This window comes from Labrys sp. 22185 (assembly GCF_052045555.1).
Taxonomy (GTDB): Bacteria; Pseudomonadota; Alphaproteobacteria; order Rhizobiales; family Labraceae; genus Labrys; species Labrys neptuniae.
On the sequence record NZ_JBQEPH010000024.1, the window covers coordinates 60917 to 75750 of the forward strand.

Annotated in this window: 14 protein-coding genes; 9 read left to right on the forward strand and 5 right to left on the reverse strand. The window is 64.3% G+C overall.

Annotated features, from left to right (window positions below):
- Positions 1 to 351 precede the first annotated feature (351 nt).
- Together ACTJKX_RS29820 and ACTJKX_RS29825 are read left to right on the forward strand one after the other, a co-directional pair.
- Entirely contained in the window at positions 352 to 2070 is a 1719-nt protein-coding gene (locus ACTJKX_RS29820) for a caspase family protein (RefSeq protein WP_440727473.1), read from the forward strand.
- A gap of 227 nt (positions 2071 to 2297) precedes the next feature.
- On the forward strand, positions 2298 to 2921 hold the full coding sequence (locus tag ACTJKX_RS29825) for a GNAT family N-acetyltransferase (protein WP_440727474.1): 624 nt from the start codon (positions 2298 to 2300) through the stop codon (positions 2919 to 2921).
- 1 nt (position 2922) lies between these two features.
- Here the strand turns inward: ACTJKX_RS29825 and ACTJKX_RS29830 are convergent, their stop codons facing one another.
- The 4 genes from ACTJKX_RS29830 to ACTJKX_RS29845 form a co-directional block, all read right to left on the reverse strand.
- Positions 2923 to 4068, reverse strand: coding sequence for a PQQ-dependent sugar dehydrogenase (locus ACTJKX_RS29830; protein ID WP_440727475.1), 1146 nt, complete (start codon positions 4066 to 4068; stop codon positions 2923 to 2925).
- Positions 4069 to 4125: 57 nt separating this feature from the next.
- Complete coding sequence (locus ACTJKX_RS29835; RefSeq protein ID WP_440727476.1) at positions 4126 to 4641, reverse strand: hypothetical protein; 516 nt, start codon at positions 4639 to 4641, stop codon at positions 4126 to 4128.
- A gap of 205 nt (positions 4642 to 4846) precedes the next feature.
- Entirely contained in the window at positions 4847 to 5101 is a 255-nt protein-coding gene (locus tag ACTJKX_RS29840; RefSeq protein WP_440727477.1) for a hypothetical protein, read from the reverse strand.
- The gene (locus ACTJKX_RS29845) at positions 5098 to 5505 is read right to left on the reverse strand and encodes a VOC family protein (protein ID WP_440727478.1); all 408 of its coding nucleotides are present in this window, start codon (positions 5503 to 5505) and stop codon (positions 5098 to 5100) included. The genes ACTJKX_RS29840 and ACTJKX_RS29845 overlap by 4 nt, the downstream gene beginning before the upstream one ends.
- Before the next feature lie 172 nt (positions 5506 to 5677).
- Between ACTJKX_RS29845 and ACTJKX_RS29850 the strand changes: the two genes are divergently transcribed.
- Positions 5678 to 6592 (forward strand): bestrophin family protein, encoded by a 915-nt coding sequence (locus ACTJKX_RS29850; RefSeq protein ID WP_440727479.1) that lies wholly within the window; start codon positions 5678 to 5680, stop codon positions 6590 to 6592.
- Positions 6593 to 6668: 76 nt separating this feature from the next.
- Here ACTJKX_RS29850 and ACTJKX_RS29855 read toward each other — a convergent pair whose 3' ends face one another.
- Positions 6669 to 7727, reverse strand: coding sequence for a lysylphosphatidylglycerol synthase domain-containing protein (locus tag ACTJKX_RS29855; protein WP_311932798.1), 1059 nt, complete (start codon positions 7725 to 7727; stop codon positions 6669 to 6671).
- A 382-nt stretch (positions 7728 to 8109) separates the two neighbouring features.
- Here ACTJKX_RS29855 and ppaT point away from each other — a divergent pair, with 382 nt between their 5' ends.
- From ppaT to ACTJKX_RS29885, 6 genes are all read left to right on the forward strand, one after another.
- Entirely contained in the window at positions 8110 to 9333 is a 1224-nt protein-coding gene (gene ppaT, locus ACTJKX_RS29860) for a pyridoxamine--pyruvate transaminase (RefSeq protein ID WP_394314606.1), read from the forward strand.
- Complete coding sequence (locus tag ACTJKX_RS29865; protein WP_367625112.1) at positions 9317 to 10930, forward strand: ABC transporter substrate-binding protein; 1614 nt, start codon at positions 9317 to 9319, stop codon at positions 10928 to 10930. Before ppaT ends, ACTJKX_RS29865 begins: the two co-directional genes overlap by 17 nt.
- Positions 10931 to 11058: 128 nt before the next feature.
- Positions 11059 to 12015 carry an ABC transporter permease gene (locus ACTJKX_RS29870; protein ID WP_440727485.1) on the forward strand — a complete coding sequence of 319 codons (957 nt, stop codon included), beginning with the start codon at positions 11059 to 11061 and terminating at the stop codon, positions 12013 to 12015.
- Positions 12012 to 12842, forward strand: a complete 831-nt coding sequence (locus ACTJKX_RS29875) for an ABC transporter permease (protein ID WP_440727480.1) — start codon at positions 12012 to 12014, stop codon at positions 12840 to 12842. The genes ACTJKX_RS29870 and ACTJKX_RS29875 overlap by 4 nt, the downstream gene beginning before the upstream one ends.
- A complete protein-coding gene (locus ACTJKX_RS29880; protein WP_440727481.1) occupies positions 12839 to 13729 on the forward strand; it encodes an ATP-binding cassette domain-containing protein in 891 nt (296 codons plus the stop codon). Before ACTJKX_RS29875 ends, ACTJKX_RS29880 begins: the two co-directional genes overlap by 4 nt.
- Positions 13722 to 14495, forward strand: a complete 774-nt coding sequence (locus ACTJKX_RS29885) for an ABC transporter ATP-binding protein (RefSeq protein WP_440727482.1) — start codon at positions 13722 to 13724, stop codon at positions 14493 to 14495. Before ACTJKX_RS29880 ends, ACTJKX_RS29885 begins: the two co-directional genes overlap by 8 nt.
- The last annotated feature ends 339 nt before the right edge of the window (positions 14496 to 14834 follow it).

The following is a 14834-nucleotide window of genomic DNA, read 5'->3' on the forward strand; positions in this document are numbered from 1 at the left end:
GTAGTTAGTTCTATTTATTGATTTATCGCAGATTTTTACTTTGTGGGCGAGGCGGATGGAAGAGTCTTTCGGGGGCGTCCAAATCAATCTTTAGTAGGAGGGGAGACCTTCTCTCACTCGCTCGTAAGCCGTATCACTTAAGGGAAGTCGATGCGTTGCCGATGACAAGAAGAACGGTCCGGGCAAGCGCTCGCGACTGACTTGAACAGGATCGTGCAAGGCGATCGGAGTGCGCAAAGGCACGGTTCGGACCGCAAAACTCGTGCCTTCTGCCGCCAGGCGAACTATACAAGCAAACTATAAAGGCGCGGCCGGCGACGCCTGACTGATCCTGCCGGTTTCGAGGGTATCATGCGGCGTTCGGCACGCTTCTTCACCGGTCTGGTTCTATCGCTGGCGCTCGGCCTGTGCGCAGCCGAAGCTGCCCTGGCACGCAATCTCGCATTGGTCATCGGCAATGATTCCTATGCCAACGTCACGTCTCTCCAGAAGGCGGTCTCGGATGCCCGCGCCATTGCCGACCAGCTCGAAAAGCTCGGCTATGTGGTGAGGCGGGTCGAGAATGCCGATCAGCGCGGCATGAGCCGGGCCCTGGTGGCTTTCAACGCCGATATCCAGCCCGGCGACCGGGCGCTGTTCTATTATGCCGGCCATGGCTTCGAGATCGGCGGCACCAACTACCTGCTGCCCACCGACGTGCCATCGGTCCAGACCAATCAGCAGGACCTCATCCGCGATGCGTCCTTTTCGGTGGAGCGGGTCATCGACGGGATTCGGGACAAGGGAGCCGGCGTTGCCGTGCTGGTACTGGATGCCTGCCGCAACAATCCCTTCGCCAATGACAGGTCGCGCTCGGTGGCGGCAACCCGCGGCCTGGCCCGCGTCGACGCGCCCGAGGGCGTCTTCGTCCTGATGTCGGCGGGCGCCAAGCAGGAGGCGCTCGACCGGCTCTCCGACCAGGACGGCAATCCCAATTCCGTGTTCACCCGCAGCTTCCTCGGCGAATTGTCGAAGCCCGGCCAGACCCTGGTCGAGATCGCCAAGAAAACGCAGGTCGATGTGCGTGCCTTGGCCGCGAGTGTCGGCCACGACCAGACGCCGGCCTATTACGACCAGGTCATCGGCGACGTCGTGCTGTCGGATGCGGTGGACACCACCCCCCAGGCGGGGCAGCAGGTCGCCTCGGCGAGCCCGCAAGGTAATACCGGTCCGAACATCCGCACCGAGATCAATACCGTCGGACGGACCGAGGCCGGAAAGGGTGTCTCGATCGGGCCCGGCGTGAAGCTCGGGCCGGGAGTCACCATTGGCGGCAAGGATTCCCGAATCGCCCTGCAGCATCCGGCCAATCCGCCCACGACGGATCCGGCCAAGGCCTTGAATCTCCAGCAGGGCGGTGCGGCGACCGGCCAGCAGCTCGCCCTGGTCCGTCCGGACACCAAGCCGGGCCAGCTGACGCAGCCCATCGGCCGTGCTCCGATCGCCAGCTTCTCGCGCTCCAATGCCGGCTGGACGGTGACATTGTCCCTGCCCGAGCCGGCGACGGCCCTGTCGTACCGGGTCGGTGAGGCCGGCGAGTTCAAGGAGACCGGCCTGCTCGACGTCCTCGACCAGCGTACGGGCGGGCGCATGCCCAATCCATCCTTCTCGATGTCGCCGCGCGCCCAGGCGGGCATCATCCAGGTGCGTTATCGCAGCATCGATGGCGCCGATGTCGGCCCCTTCTCGATTCGCTTCGACCCGGACATCGCCCTTTACGAGGACCAGCGACGCAATCTCACCTCGATCCAGGGCAGCTGGGTGGAGTTTCGCGATTTCAACGGCGTGCTGGTCTATTTCACCACGCTGGTGAGCTATCGCTGTGCCGTCACCGAGGTGCGCTATGGCCTCAACGGCGCACCGCCGTTGACCCGCTTCGACCTGCCTGTCTGCAACATGAAGGATCCCTATTCGATCCCCAACAATGCCAAGACCTATCTGAAGTTACCGGGCAGTACCAAGTCGATCAGCGTGCAGGTGACCTGGCGCGACGGCTCGCAGTCCGAGATCAACACGGTGGAGAAGGATTGAGGCCGGGAGATCGGGTGAGGCAAGGTGGATTTTGGGGAAAGTGTCGCGGTACCCCAGAGCAAAGCACGTTCAAGACCGAACGCTTGTTTGCTCCAACTCTTTGGTTCGACGAGTTTTTGCGATTCTTGGGAGCTCCGTCAAATCGTTATAGCTCTTTGCTTCGACGCGCCGTTGTGATTTGAAGTGCTTCATTGAGATCACAAAACGCTTCAGCATTGTTCGGTTCCATGGCCTCCTCCGCTCCCATTCTTCCCGCCGGCTACTCCAACGTGCCGCCCGGCATGCTCGCCAATGTGGTCACCTGCCTCGAGATGCTGCAAAAGCCCAGGCCGAAGCCGGCGAGGCCGCTCGAACGGCCGATGACGCTGGAGCGGATCGAGAAGCCGGAGTTGAGCGACTATCGCGCCCTCTATCGGGCCGTCGGCGAGGATTGGCTGTGGTTTTCGCGCCTGGCCATGCCGGACGCCGAACTCAGGGCGATTCTGGAGCATCCCGATGTCGAGGTCTATGTCCTCATGGCAGGCAAGCGGCAGCTTGGCCTGCTGGAGCTTGATTTCCGCCAAAAGGGGCAGTGCGAACTCGCCTTTTTCGGCCTGGTGGCGGAGGCGATCGGGCAGGGCGCCGGCCGCTTCCTGATGGACCAGGCCCTGGCCAAGGCCTGGGCGAGACCGATCGAACGGCTGTGGGTGCATACCTGCACGTTCGACCACCCCGGCGCGCTTGCCTTCTACCGCCGCTCCGGCTTCGTGCCCTTCGCCTTCGAGGTGGAAGTCTGCGCCGATCCGCGGCTGAGCGGATGCCTGCCGCGCCAGGCGGCGGCGCATGTGCCGCTGGCGGACTTCACCGCCTGAGCTATTTTGCCGGCGTCAGGCGCAGCAGGCGTCCGTCCGAAGCATCCTCGATCAGCCAGATCGCGCCGTCGCGATCGACGGCGACATCACGGATGCGGGCGCCCATCTCCCAGCGATCGGCCTGGCGCGCGCCATCCTTGCTGTCGAAGGCGATGCGCACCAGGGCTTCGCCCCGCAGCGCCCCGATAAAGGCGGAGCCCCGCCATTGCGGAAACAGCTTGCCCGAATAGAAGGCCAGGCCGGCAGGGGCGATGATCGGGGTCCAATAGATCACCGGGGCTTCGAATTCCGGACGGGTCCGGTGCCGAGGGATCGGCACGCCGCTGTAATTGTCGCCATTGGAGACGATCGGCCAGCCATAATTTGCGCCCCTGCGGATCAGATTGAGCTCGTCGCCGCCGCGCGGCCCCATCTCGTTTTCCCACAAGCTGCCGTCGGGGGCGAAAGCCAGGCCATAGGGATTGCGATGGCCAAGGCTCCAGATCTCGGCCTGCACGCCGCCCTGGGCCGCCATCGGATTGTCGGCAGGCGCCGTGCCGTCGAGATTGAGCCTGAGGATCTTGCCGCGATTGGTATCGGTGTTCTGGGCGGTTTCCGGCTCCATGCGGTCGCCGGAGCTGAGGAAGAGGTGGCGCCCATCGGGAGCGAAGGCGATGATGCCGCCCGGCTGGCCGCCGCCGCCTTTGGGCGAAGCGCGCCAGATCACGGCAAGATCGTCGAGACCCGCTTTGCCGCCCGCCTCTTTCAGCCCGGCCCGCGCCAGGGCCAGTGTGCCGCCGCCGACGCTTGGTTCGACATAGCTGAAATAGATCAGCCCGTCTCGGGCGAAGCCCGGCGAGGCCGCAACATCGAGCAGGCCGTTCTGGCCGCCGGCCTGCACGCGCGGAACGCCGCTAACCTCAGACTTGGCGCTGGCTGGGGTCACCAGGAACAGCTGCCCGCCCTTTTCGGTGACGAGCATGCGCCCGTCGGGCAGGAAGGCGATGGCCCAAGGCGTGTCGAAACGCGCGACAGCAGTGGTCTTGAAGGGGCGGCTCGTCGAGGCCGGGCTGTTCGCCGCATTCACTTCGGCCAGGGCCAGGCCGGGAAGGGCCGCTATGCCCCCAATGATTGCGGCAGTCAGAGCGATTCGGACGGCATTGCGCATCGATGAGTCCCCCACCGGCCCGTGCAACCTGCCGGCCCGGACCCGGATGCATCAATCTCAGCCGATTGCGTCCTTCCAATGGCCGGACGACGTTGTCCGTCTGCAGCGCAGCGGACAGATATCGCCCTTGCGCAGGATGGCCTCGGCGCAGCGCAGGTTGATCCAGGTCGCTGTCAAAAAGATCACGGCAAAGATCAGGCTCTGGGGTGAAAGATCGATCATAACCATGCCGCGCCGTGCCAGCTGGATGACGAAGGTCGCCGCGACCAGCGCCGAGAAGCCGGCGCCGATCGCGCTGAAGGCGAGGCGCAGGAGTGGCCAGACGGTCGATGAGCGCCGGCGCTCCCACAGGAGAAGTCCGAAATTGGCCAGGGGCCCCACCAGAAACACTGCCACGATCGGACCGAAGAAAAGCAGGATCCATTCGAAATTGCACAGAAGTTCGCGGCAGGGCAGGCTGTCGATGTAGAGATAGACACCCCAGTAGAACAGGGCGAGCGCAACGCTCGCGAGGGCATAGGCCAGCAATCCGTTGGAGAAAGCCCTGGTCTGTGACGGCGTAGGAGAGGTCATGGTCCTGTCCTGCTGGCTTGCTCAAGATCATTTAAGTTAGTGAACGAACGCTAACTTAAATGATCTGACGGTTGGCGTCAACCGCATTCGGATCTTATCGAAGGCGACGAGGGTGCCGTGTGCGATCGGACACCAGACCATCGAAAATGGCGAAAGGCGCTACCGAGCGGATCACCCCGCGTCAGGAGCGGAAAAGGCGGCAATTCTATTCGCGCACCGCGAAAATCCTGCCATTGGCCCAGGCGCTGCGACGGATGTCTTCCTCATTGGCCGGCTCGGCATCTTCCTCATCCAGGAGCGTCAGAAAGCCGTCCCTTGCCGCCAGCCTGTCCGGCGATCTATATCCCCATTCGCATTCCTCGCAATGGCCATAGACGGTGCCTGTGTCAGCACTGCGATAGAGGAACAGCCGGCCCTGACCGCAGCTCGGGCATTGGCCGGCATGGAAATGACAGGTCATGCCGGCCTGTCCAACCCGCTCAATTGCAGCAGGTCCCAGAGATTGCCGTACAGATCCTCGAACACAGCCACCGTGCCGTAGGCCTCCATCCGCGGCTCCTCGTGAAATCGCACGCCACGCGCGAGATAGAGGCGATGATCGCGCCGGAAATCGTCGGTGTTGAGGAACAGGAAGACGCGGCCCCCCGTCTGGTTGCCGATTGCCGCCGCCTGTACCGGCGACGCGGCCTTGGCGAGGAGGAGGCGGGTCTGGCCAGCGCCCGGCGGAGCAACCAGAAGCCAGCGCTTGCCATCGCCGAGGTCGCTGTCCTCGACCACCTCGAAACCGAGCTTGCCGACATACCAATCCCTGGCCTCGTCATAGTCGCGGACGACCAGTGTGACTGCACCCAGATGCTGCGGCATCGTTTCTCCTGTTTTGAAGCGCCGATCGGGGCTGGCCTCCAGCGCAGCCGGCCGAGCGCGACAATACGGCATCCCGATGCGGCGGCGAGAAAATTCACGTCGCCTTCGCGGTGTGGCACAAGCTGGCCTGCGTGCCACATGCCAGGATACGCCCCAACCGGATCACTCTTTTATGATTGTTCGCAAAAACCCGCAGGCATGGGAACTCTTCTTCATCATGCGCGGCTCCATCGTGCCGCAGATCTGGCCCCAAATACTGGTGGTGGTGCTGATCTCGGTTGCGGTGACGCTGCTGGAAACCCGCGGCTTCATGCATGTGCCGCCGATCGCCGCCTTGCCCTTCTCCCTGATCGGCGTGGCGCTGTCGATCTTCTCGGCCTTTCGCAACACTGCGAGCTATGATCGCTGGTGGGAGGCGCGCAAGATCCTGGGGGCTCTGGTGATCGATGCCAGGGGATTGTCGCGCCAGGCCCTTGCCTATCTTGCCGCCGAGCCGGAGGTGGCGAGGCGGCTGGCGCTTCTTGCCATCGCTTTTTGCGATCTGGTCCGCTGCCATTTGCGCGACGAGGCGCCGGACGAAGTGGCCCTACGCCATCTCGACGCCGCCGATCGTGCTGCCGTCACCGCAAGCCGGCGCGGGCCGAATCGCCTGTTGCTGCAGATGAGCCGGCTGGTCGGCGAAGCTCTCGACAAGGCACGGATCTCGGCGCAGATGGCGCAAGTTCTCGAGGAGAGAATTTCGGGGCTCTCGACCGACCTGACCGCGGCCGAGCGCATCAAGCAGACGCCGCTCCCCTTCGCCTATTCCCTGCTGCTGCACCGCACCGTCTATCTGTTCTGTTTCCTGCTGCCCTTCGGCCTTGCCGACAGCATGGGCCTGTGGACGCCGGTGATCGCCGCCATCGTGACCTACACCTTCTTCGGTCTCGACGTGCTCGGCGACGAATTGGTGGCGCCCTTTGGCGCCACACCGAACAGCCTGCCGGTGATGGCGATCTGCCGGATCATCGAAATCAACATTCTGGAGGATCTCGGCGAGACCGACCTGCCCGAGGCACCCACGCCCGTTGATTTCGTGCTGAGCTGACATGAAGGCAGGGCCTGATCGAGCGATCTGCGCCCTGACTTCAAGGCAAATCGAGCAAGCGCCGATCTGGCCGGGCTTACGAATGCTGCGGAGGGTCCTGGCGCACGGTTTCGAGCTTGATCGTCGGCTGGGCTTCCTTGCCTTCGACCGACTTGCCGCCGACGACGGAGCCGAGCAGGCCGCCCAGGGACTGGCGCTCGGTGTAGAGCACGATGACGCAGGAAATCGCCAGCGGGATGAGCAGATAGAGCAGGCGGAACATCAGGAGAGCCGCAATGATCTCAGCCTTGGACTGAATCACCGCAGGATCGCTCGGATTGGCGCCGGCCGGCAGCATGATCAGCAGGAAAACCGCTTCGAACACGCCGACACCACCCGGGGCGTTGGAAATCAGGCCGGCGCAGAAGGAAGCCAGGAACATGCCCAATACCACAAAGAAACCTGGGTTGAGGGCGTCGGGCAGGGCGAAATAGATGATGCCGGCGGCACCGACGATTTCGATGGGAGCGGCGAAGAGCTGCCGGAAGGCGATGGTCGGCTTGGGATAGGCGATCTGCAGCGAACGGATGCGCAGGGGCTTGAGATGCAGGATCGCACCGGCCTGGTAGAGCAGTACGAAGGCCAGCATGGCCAAGCCCAGCATGAAGGCGGCGCTGGGCGGGAAATGGAACAGGCGCGAAAGCAGTTCCGGCTCACCCACCAGCACGATGCCGCCGAGGAACACGGCACCATAGGCGAAGGTGAAGGCACAGAAGGCCGTGACGACGGCAACCTCGGCTGCGTTCAGCCCCATCCTGGAATAGGCCCGGTAGCGCACCAGGCCGGAGGAGAGCACGGAGACGCCGATATTGTGGCCGAGCGCATAGGCCACGAAGGAGACGACCGAGACCACCGGCCAGGACAGCTTCTTGCCGACATGCATCAGCGCGATGCGGTCGTACCAGGCCAGCGCAGCGTAGGCGAGCGTGGTGGAGGCGAAGGCCAGCAGGATCATCACGGGGCCGCGATCGACCACGGCCTGCCAGACCTGGCCGACTTCGACGCCCTTGAGCTCCTTGGACAGGAGATAGACCGAGAATACGACGGCGGCGAGCCCGATGACCGGCCAAACATATTCGAGTTTGTTCTTCATCATGTCCGTCTGGGTAAGGGTTCGAACCGGTTGCCGAAACGTGTCATCACACCATGTCCCGCAAGTAGGTCTCTCTTGATGGGGCGGCAAGGATCATCAAGAGAGACTGCTCGTTATCGGGCATTCGCAGAGTTTCCCGATGAAGCCCATCCGAACGCTTCATCGGGAAACTCTACCGGGTGCCATTAACAACGGGATCGTGTCGAACACAAGACAACCCGATGATGAGCGTCGCAGAACAGTCACGCCGGAGACAGTCCTATTTTTAACGCAACTAACATGTATTTCTCCATGAGGCGCGTTAACTCGCTGTAATTCATGCGTTGTCGGCGATGCGCCGCAAAGCTAGCATCCAATCAAATCGTTTTTCCGCGCGGACTGTTCCATGCTTGCACCACCGCCTTTCATGCTGACGACCGGGCCGGTGACGGCCTATCCCGCCGTGCTCAACGCCATGGCCCGGCCTGCCGTCTATGATGGACATCATGCTTTCCAGCACTTCTACCGCTCGGTGGTGGGTAAGTTGCAGGCCGCCTTACGCCTTTCGAGCCTGCCCCTGATCCTGCAGGGGGACGCATTGCTGGGGCTCGAAGCTGCCGCCGCTTCCCTGATCGGCCGCAAGGACGTCGTGCTCAATCTCGTTTCGGGCGTCTATGGCAAGGGCTATGCCGGCTGGGCCCGCCGCTATGCCAGCGAGGTGATCGAGCTTGCAGTGCCGTTCGACGAGGCGATCGACCCGGAAAGGGTGCGCGAGGCGCTGGCGGCGCGCCCCGATATTTCGATCATCACCGTCTGCCATCACGACACGCCCTCCGGCACGCTCAATCCCCTGGCTGAAATCGGCCGCCTCGGCCGCGCGCACGGCGCCTATGTCATCGCCGATGCCGTTTCCTCCTTCGGCAGCCTGGACGTGCATCCGGAGGAGGCCGCGATCGACATCTTCGTGACCTCCGCGGCCAAATGCCTGGGGGCCACGCCGGGCCTGAGCCTGCTTGCCGTCAGTGAGAGGGCATGGGAGAGAATCAAGGCCAACCCGGATGCCCCGCGGGCTTCCTTCCTGTCGCTGCTCGACTGGGAACTGGCGGCCGAGGCCGGGCGGGCGTTTCCTGTCACGCCGTCGCTCGCGGAGATTCATGGCCTCGACGCGGCGCTCGACCTTTATCTCCGGGAAGGGCCCGAACGGGTCTGGGCCCGGCATGCCCGTACGGCGGCAGCCGCGCGGGCCGGGCTTAAGGCGCTGGGCGTGAAGCTGTGGCCGGCACGCGAAGCAATCGCCGCACCCTCCGCTACGGTCTTCCGCTTGCCCGAGGGCATTGCAGACATCCGTCTGCGCGATACGCTGCTGGAACGTTACGGCGTGATGCTGTCGCTTGGTCGCGGCGAGACGGCGGGCAAGGTGCTGCGCATCGGCCATATGGGCCCGGCAGCCGAGCCGATGCTGGCCGTGACCGCAGTGGCGGCGCTGGGCGGCGCGCTGAACCAGCTCGGCCGGCAGGCCGACGCCGGCACCGGGGTCAATGCTGCGCTTGCCATTCTCAGCCAAGCATCATCCAATCACGCTGATTCGAACGGCTCCTCCCGGGAGGTTGCACATGCCGATCCTGCTTAGCCGCCGCTCATTCCTGCTCGCCAGTGCCGGAACGGCCCTGGCGCTTGGGCTGCCGCATCGCCTGGCTGCCAGCGAAGTTCCGGCCGGTCGCCTGACCGTTGCCGCCGATTCCGAGCCGACCAATCTCAACCCCGCTATCGTTGCTTCGAACGGCGTTTTCTTCGTCGCCAGCAAGGTGGTCGAGCCCTTGGCCGAGGCCGATTACAACGGCCCGGACGGATTGGTGCCGAAGCTTGCCCTGTCCTGGGAGGGGTCGGCTGACGGCAAGGCCGTCACCTTCAAGCTGCGCCCCGATGTGAAATGGCATGACGGCAAGCCCTTCACCTCGGCCGATGTCGCCTTCTCCGCCCTGGAAGTGTGGAAGAAACTGCAGAATCTCGGCCGTGTCGTATTCAAGGATCTCGAAAGCGTCGATACGCCCGATCCCCTCACGGCGGTCCTGCGTTTCTCGGCGCCCACACCCTTCCAGCTCATCCGCAACTGCCTGCCGGCCCTGACCTCGGTGTTGCCCAAGCATGTCTTTGCCGGGACCGACATCATGAAGAACCCGGCCAATGAGAAGCTCATCGGCACCGGGCCCTTCAAATTCGTCGAGCACAAGCCGGGCGAATATTATCTGCTCAGGCGCAATGAAGCCTATTGGGCCCAGGGTGAGCCGCACTTCAACGAGATCCTGTTCAAGGTGCTGTCCGATCGCCAGTCCGCCGGCGCGGCGCTCGAGGCGGGCGAGATCCAGCTTGCCGCTTTCTCGGCCGTGCCGCTGGCCGATCTCGACCGCATCTCCAAGGTGCCGGGCCTCAAGGTCTATTCCACGGGTTATGAGGCGCTCACCTATCAGATGATCATCGAGATCAACCATACCCGCAAGGAACTGGCGGATCTACGCGTCCGCCAGGCGATTGCCCATGCCATCGACAAGGGCTTCGTTGTGCAGGCGATCTTCCGCGGCTATGCGACTGCGGCCACCGGACCGGTGCCGCAGACCGACAAGACCTTCTACAACCCGGATGTCGAGCGTTACGAATTCGATCCGGCCAAGGCCGAGACCTTGCTCGACGAAGCCGGCTACAAGAAGGGAGCGGATGGCATCCGTTTCCATCTCAAGCTGTTACCGGCGCCCTTCTTCAACGAAACCGTGCAGTTCGGCGCCTATCTCCGGCAGGCTTTGGCCAAGATCGGTATCGATGCCGAGATCGTCTCCAACGATTCGCCCGCCCATCTGAAGGCCGTTTATACCGATCACGCTTTCGATCTGGCCGTCGGCACGCCGGTCTACCGCTCCGATCCGGCGATTTCCACCACCATCCTGTTCCAGAGCGGCATACCGGCTGGCGTGCCGTTCTCGAACCAGTATGGCTACGCCAATCCCAAGACCGATGCGCTGATCGCGGCGGCCGCGGTCGAGATCGATCCCGAAAAACGAGCCGAGCTCTACAAGCAGTTCCAGAAGCTGGTGGTGGACGATCTCGCGCTGATCAACGTGGCCGAGTTCTCCTTCATCACCGTGGCCAGCGAGAATTTGCAGAACGTCTCCAACAATCCACGCTGGGCGGTGTCGTCCTGGGCGGATACCGCCCTGCCGGAGATGGCGCCGTGATATCGTTTCCGGGTGCGCGGACGTCTCGTCCGCTCTTGGAACCGCCACGTTCCCGGGAGACCAAGAGGCGGACGAGACGTCCGCGCATCCGGGAATAATCGCCCGTGATCCCGCGCTTCCTTCGGCGCATGGGCGGGGCCCTGGTGGTTCTGCTCCTGGTCGTCATCGGCGCCTTCTTCATGCTCGAATCGGCGTCGGGCGATGCCGTCGATGCCTATGTCGCCGGTATCGGCGGGGCGGATGCGGCGCGGATCGCCGAGCTGAGAAGCGAGTGGGGTCTGGATCAGGGCCCCGCCTTTCGACTCAAGGCCTATCTGTCGGCCTTGGCTCACGGCGATTTCGGCTGGTCGACCGCCTTTCAGCGGCCGGTGCTCGGCGTCCTGCTCGAGCGCCTGCCGGTGACGCTGATCACCATGGGCTCGGCGTTGGCGCTGGCATTCCTGCTCGGCATCGGGCTCGGCTTCCTGGCGGGCTGGCGCCCGAATGGCTGGCTCGATCGCGTTCTGTCGCTGGGCTCGCTCGCCCTCTACGCCATGCCCGGCTTCTGGCTCAGCCTGGTGTTGATCCTGGTCTTTTCCGTCATGCTGCGCTGGCTGCCGGCCAGCGGCTTCGAAACGATGGCTTCCGGCAAGACGGGCCTGGAACGGGCAGGGGACATCGCCCGGCATTTGGTGTTGCCGGTCGGCGCGCTCGGCCTGCTCTACATGACCCTGTTCCTGCGCCTGTTGCGCGATGGCATGGAGGAGGTCTGGCATGCCGACTTCATCCGGGCCGCGCGCGCCCGCGGCGTGACGGGCTGGCGGCTGGCGTTGAACCACGTCGCTCGCAATGCCCTGGCGCCGGTGATCACCATGCTTGGCCTGCAGTCGGCTTCCCTGCTGGGCGGCAGCGTGGTGGTGGAGAGCGTTTTTGCCATACCCGGATTCGGCCGCCTGGCGGCCGAGGCGGTCTCTCGCCGCGACACGCCGCTGCTGCTCGGCGTAGTGCTGTTCAGCGCCATCGTCGTCATCGCCATGAACCTGCTGGCCGATCTGGTGCAGGCCTGGCTCGATCCGCGCATCGGCGCCAGCGAGCGTGTCGCATGACCATATTGATGGCCATGCTGCGCAGTGGGGAGGGCCGTGTCGGCCTGGTGTTGCTTGCTTTGTTTGCTGCGCTGGCCTTGACGGCGCCATTCATCTTTCCGGGCGATCCGCTTGCCATCAGTGCGCCGCCGCTGCTTCCGCCTTTCACCGATTCGGCCCATCCCCTGGGAGCCGACCGGCTGGGGCGCGACATCGCTGCCGAGCTGGCTTGGGGCAGCCGTACCACGCTTCTCGTGGCCGTCGCTTCGGCGCTGGCTTCCCTGTTGCTCGGCTGCCTGGTCGGCACGCTGGCAGGCTTCCTGGGTGGCTGGACCGACGACGTGCTGATGCGCCTCTCCGATGCCTTCCAGACCGTGCCGGCCTTCCTGCTCGCCATGGCGCTGATCAGCGTGACTGGGCCGAGCCTGCCGGCCATCGTGCTGGCAATCGGTGCCGGCGCCTGGCCGCAGCCTGCCCGCATCGCGCGCGCCGAAATCCGTTCCCTGCGCGAGCGCGATTTCGTCGCCTCCGCCCGTGTTGCCGGCATGCATCCGCTCGTCATCGGCTTTCGCGAGATCCTGCCCAATGCCCTGCCGCCGGTGATTTCGCTCGCTGCGATCATCGCGGCGGCGGCGGTGCTGATCGAAGCGGCTCTGTCCTTCCTCGGTTTCGGCGATCCCAACCGGCCGAGCTGGGGCAGCATGGTGGCCGAAGGGCGCTCGCTGCTGCGCAGCGCACCGTCGCTGTCGCTGGTGCCAGGTCTTGCCCTTGTTGCCATGGTGCTGGCGATCCATCTCACCGGGCGAGGCTATGCCAAGGCGCTACGCGTGAAGGAGCCGGCGGCATGAAGCTCTTTTCCTTGCGCGGCTTCGGCGTCTCCTATCGCGATCGTGCCGGCATGCATCCGGCCTTGCAGGCCATCGACCTCGACATCGAGGCCGGCCGGCATCTGGCCTTGCTGGGAGAAAGCGGATCGGGCAAGTCAACCCTGGCGGCGGCCCTGGCGGGGCTGCTGCCATCCAATGCGGTCAGCACCGGCCGGCTGACCCGGCCGGGCTTTGCCTCGCAGCCGCGTCCCGGGCGCGATATCGGCATGGTCTTCCAGGATCCGGGCGGCAGCCTCGACCCGCTGATCCGGGTGGGTGATCAGATCACCGAGGCGCGCCGGGCCTGCCGGGGGGGGAGTCGTGCGGACGCGTTGGCCCTGGCGCAGGATTGGCTCGGCCGCATGGCCTTGCCCGATCCGCACGCCGCATTGCGCAAATATCCGCACCAGTTTTCAGGTGGCCAGAAACAGCGCATCGCCCTCGCCGCGGCCCTGGTCAGCGAGCCCAGCATGCTGATCGCGGACGAGCCGACCAGCGCTCTCGATTCGATCACACAGCATGCCATCGTCGAATTGCTGCGGACGCTGACGGCGGGAAGTGGGCTCACCCTGATCTTCGTCACCCATGACATCGCCCTTGCCTCGCAACTGGCAGACGATGTCGCGGTGCTCTATCAGGGCCGCCTGGTCGAGACCGGCCCGGCGGAGCGGCTGTTCCGGGCACCATCCCATCCCTATCTCAAGGCCTTGCTGGCGACACGGCAGGAACTGAAGAGTCTGGAACCGAAGGGTCTGGACCTCGAGAATCAGGGGCTCGGACGTCCCCACTCGCGCCGCTTTGCCGAGATCGACCCCAGGGATTTTTCCGTCAGGGTTCCCGCCGTGGGGGAGGGGGCCGGTCATGGCTGATGCCCTGCTTGAAATCGAGGCGCTGTGCAGCAGCGTGCGGGGGCCGGCGGGGCGGCATGCCATCCTGGATGGTATCGACCTTGCCATCGCACCGGGCGAGATCGTCGGTCTGGCGGGGGGATCCGGGGCGGGCAAGACCAGTCTTGCCCGTGCGATTCTGCGGCTCCATCCGGTCGATGCCGGTTCCATCCGTTTCGAAGGGCGCGAGATCACCCATCTTGCCGGCAAGGCTTTGCGCCGTATCCGACCGCGGCTGCAGATGGTGTTCCAGGATCCCTTGGCTGCCTTCAATCCGCGTGCCCGGGTCGAGCGCGTCATCGGCGATCCCCTGCGAATCTGGCATTCCCTGTCTCGGGCACAGGAGAGGCAACGGATCCTGGCATTGATGGAGCGTGTCGGCCTGCCGGAGCGGCTGCTCGGCCGTTTCCCCCATGAGCTCTCCGGCGGCCAGCGCCAGCGTGTCGCCATCGCCCGGGCCCTGGTGACGGATCCGGCCCTGATCATCCTGGATGAGCCGGTCTCGGCGCTCGACGTGGCCGTCAGGGCGCAGATCCTCAACCTCCTGCTCGACATCCGTGAGAAGGCCGGCACGGCGCTTTTGTTCATCGCCCATGATCTGGCCGTGATGGCGGCCTTGTGCGACCGGCTCTGCGTGATGGATGCCGGGCGTATCGTCGAGTCCGGCCCTCCCGGCCGGCTTGTTGCAGTGCCGCAAAGCGAAATGACGCGTTTGTTGGTCGCCGCGGCCCCCAAAATGAGATTCTGAAAAATTTTTCGCGAGGGTGAGGCCGATTCCGACCCGGATTTGGAGCAAGCCGACCGCCCCTGGCTGGAATTTATCCACAGAGGGTAGGAAATTTTTGATGCGGCGCAATATGGTAAATTGTTCCTGATTGGGGCTCTAGATGCAGCAAAATGGGCCTTTCGGGTGGGTTTCGACCGGGATGCCGATCCGCGGCCTCTACTGGCCCGGCATGGCCCCATGACGATTTTGTAAAAATCCGCAAAAGGGGGCGTTGACACCTGCGGTTTGGTGCCTCTATACAGCGGCCATCGACGGACGGCGTTGCCGCGGATTGAGCGGCGGCGCTGACGTGTCGCTTCA

What these genes read in the sequence shown, in the direction of transcription:
- ACTJKX_RS29820 (WP_440727473.1), top strand. Translation starts at nt 352, where the DNA reads ATGCGGCGTTCGGCACGCTTCTTCACCGGTCTGGTTCTATCGCTGGCG.
- ACTJKX_RS29825 (WP_440727474.1), top strand. Translation starts at nt 2,298, where the DNA reads ATGGCCTCCTCCGCTCCCATTCTTCCCGCCGGCTACTCCAACGTGCCG.
- ACTJKX_RS29830 (WP_440727475.1), bottom strand. Translation starts at nt 4,068, where the DNA reads ATGCGCAATGCCGTCCGAATCGCTCTGACTGCCGCAATCATTGGGGGC.
- ACTJKX_RS29835 (WP_440727476.1), bottom strand. Translation starts at nt 4,641, where the DNA reads ATGACCTCTCCTACGCCGTCACAGACCAGGGCTTTCTCCAACGGATTG.
- ACTJKX_RS29840 (WP_440727477.1), bottom strand. Translation starts at nt 5,101, where the DNA reads ATGACCTGTCATTTCCATGCCGGCCAATGCCCGAGCTGCGGTCAGGGC.
- ACTJKX_RS29845 (WP_440727478.1), bottom strand. Translation starts at nt 5,505, where the DNA reads ATGCCGCAGCATCTGGGTGCAGTCACACTGGTCGTCCGCGACTATGAC.
- ACTJKX_RS29850 (WP_440727479.1), top strand. Translation starts at nt 5,678, where the DNA reads ATGATTGTTCGCAAAAACCCGCAGGCATGGGAACTCTTCTTCATCATG.
- ACTJKX_RS29855 (WP_311932798.1), bottom strand. Translation starts at nt 7,727, where the DNA reads ATGATGAAGAACAAACTCGAATATGTTTGGCCGGTCATCGGGCTCGCC.
- ppaT (WP_394314606.1), top strand. Translation starts at nt 8,110, where the DNA reads ATGCTTGCACCACCGCCTTTCATGCTGACGACCGGGCCGGTGACGGCC.
- ACTJKX_RS29865 (WP_367625112.1), top strand. Translation starts at nt 9,317, where the DNA reads ATGCCGATCCTGCTTAGCCGCCGCTCATTCCTGCTCGCCAGTGCCGGA.
- ACTJKX_RS29870 (WP_440727485.1), top strand. Translation starts at nt 11,059, where the DNA reads ATGGGCGGGGCCCTGGTGGTTCTGCTCCTGGTCGTCATCGGCGCCTTC.
- ACTJKX_RS29875 (WP_440727480.1), top strand. Translation starts at nt 12,012, where the DNA reads ATGACCATATTGATGGCCATGCTGCGCAGTGGGGAGGGCCGTGTCGGC.
- ACTJKX_RS29880 (WP_440727481.1), top strand. Translation starts at nt 12,839, where the DNA reads ATGAAGCTCTTTTCCTTGCGCGGCTTCGGCGTCTCCTATCGCGATCGT.
- ACTJKX_RS29885 (WP_440727482.1), top strand. Translation starts at nt 13,722, where the DNA reads ATGGCTGATGCCCTGCTTGAAATCGAGGCGCTGTGCAGCAGCGTGCGG.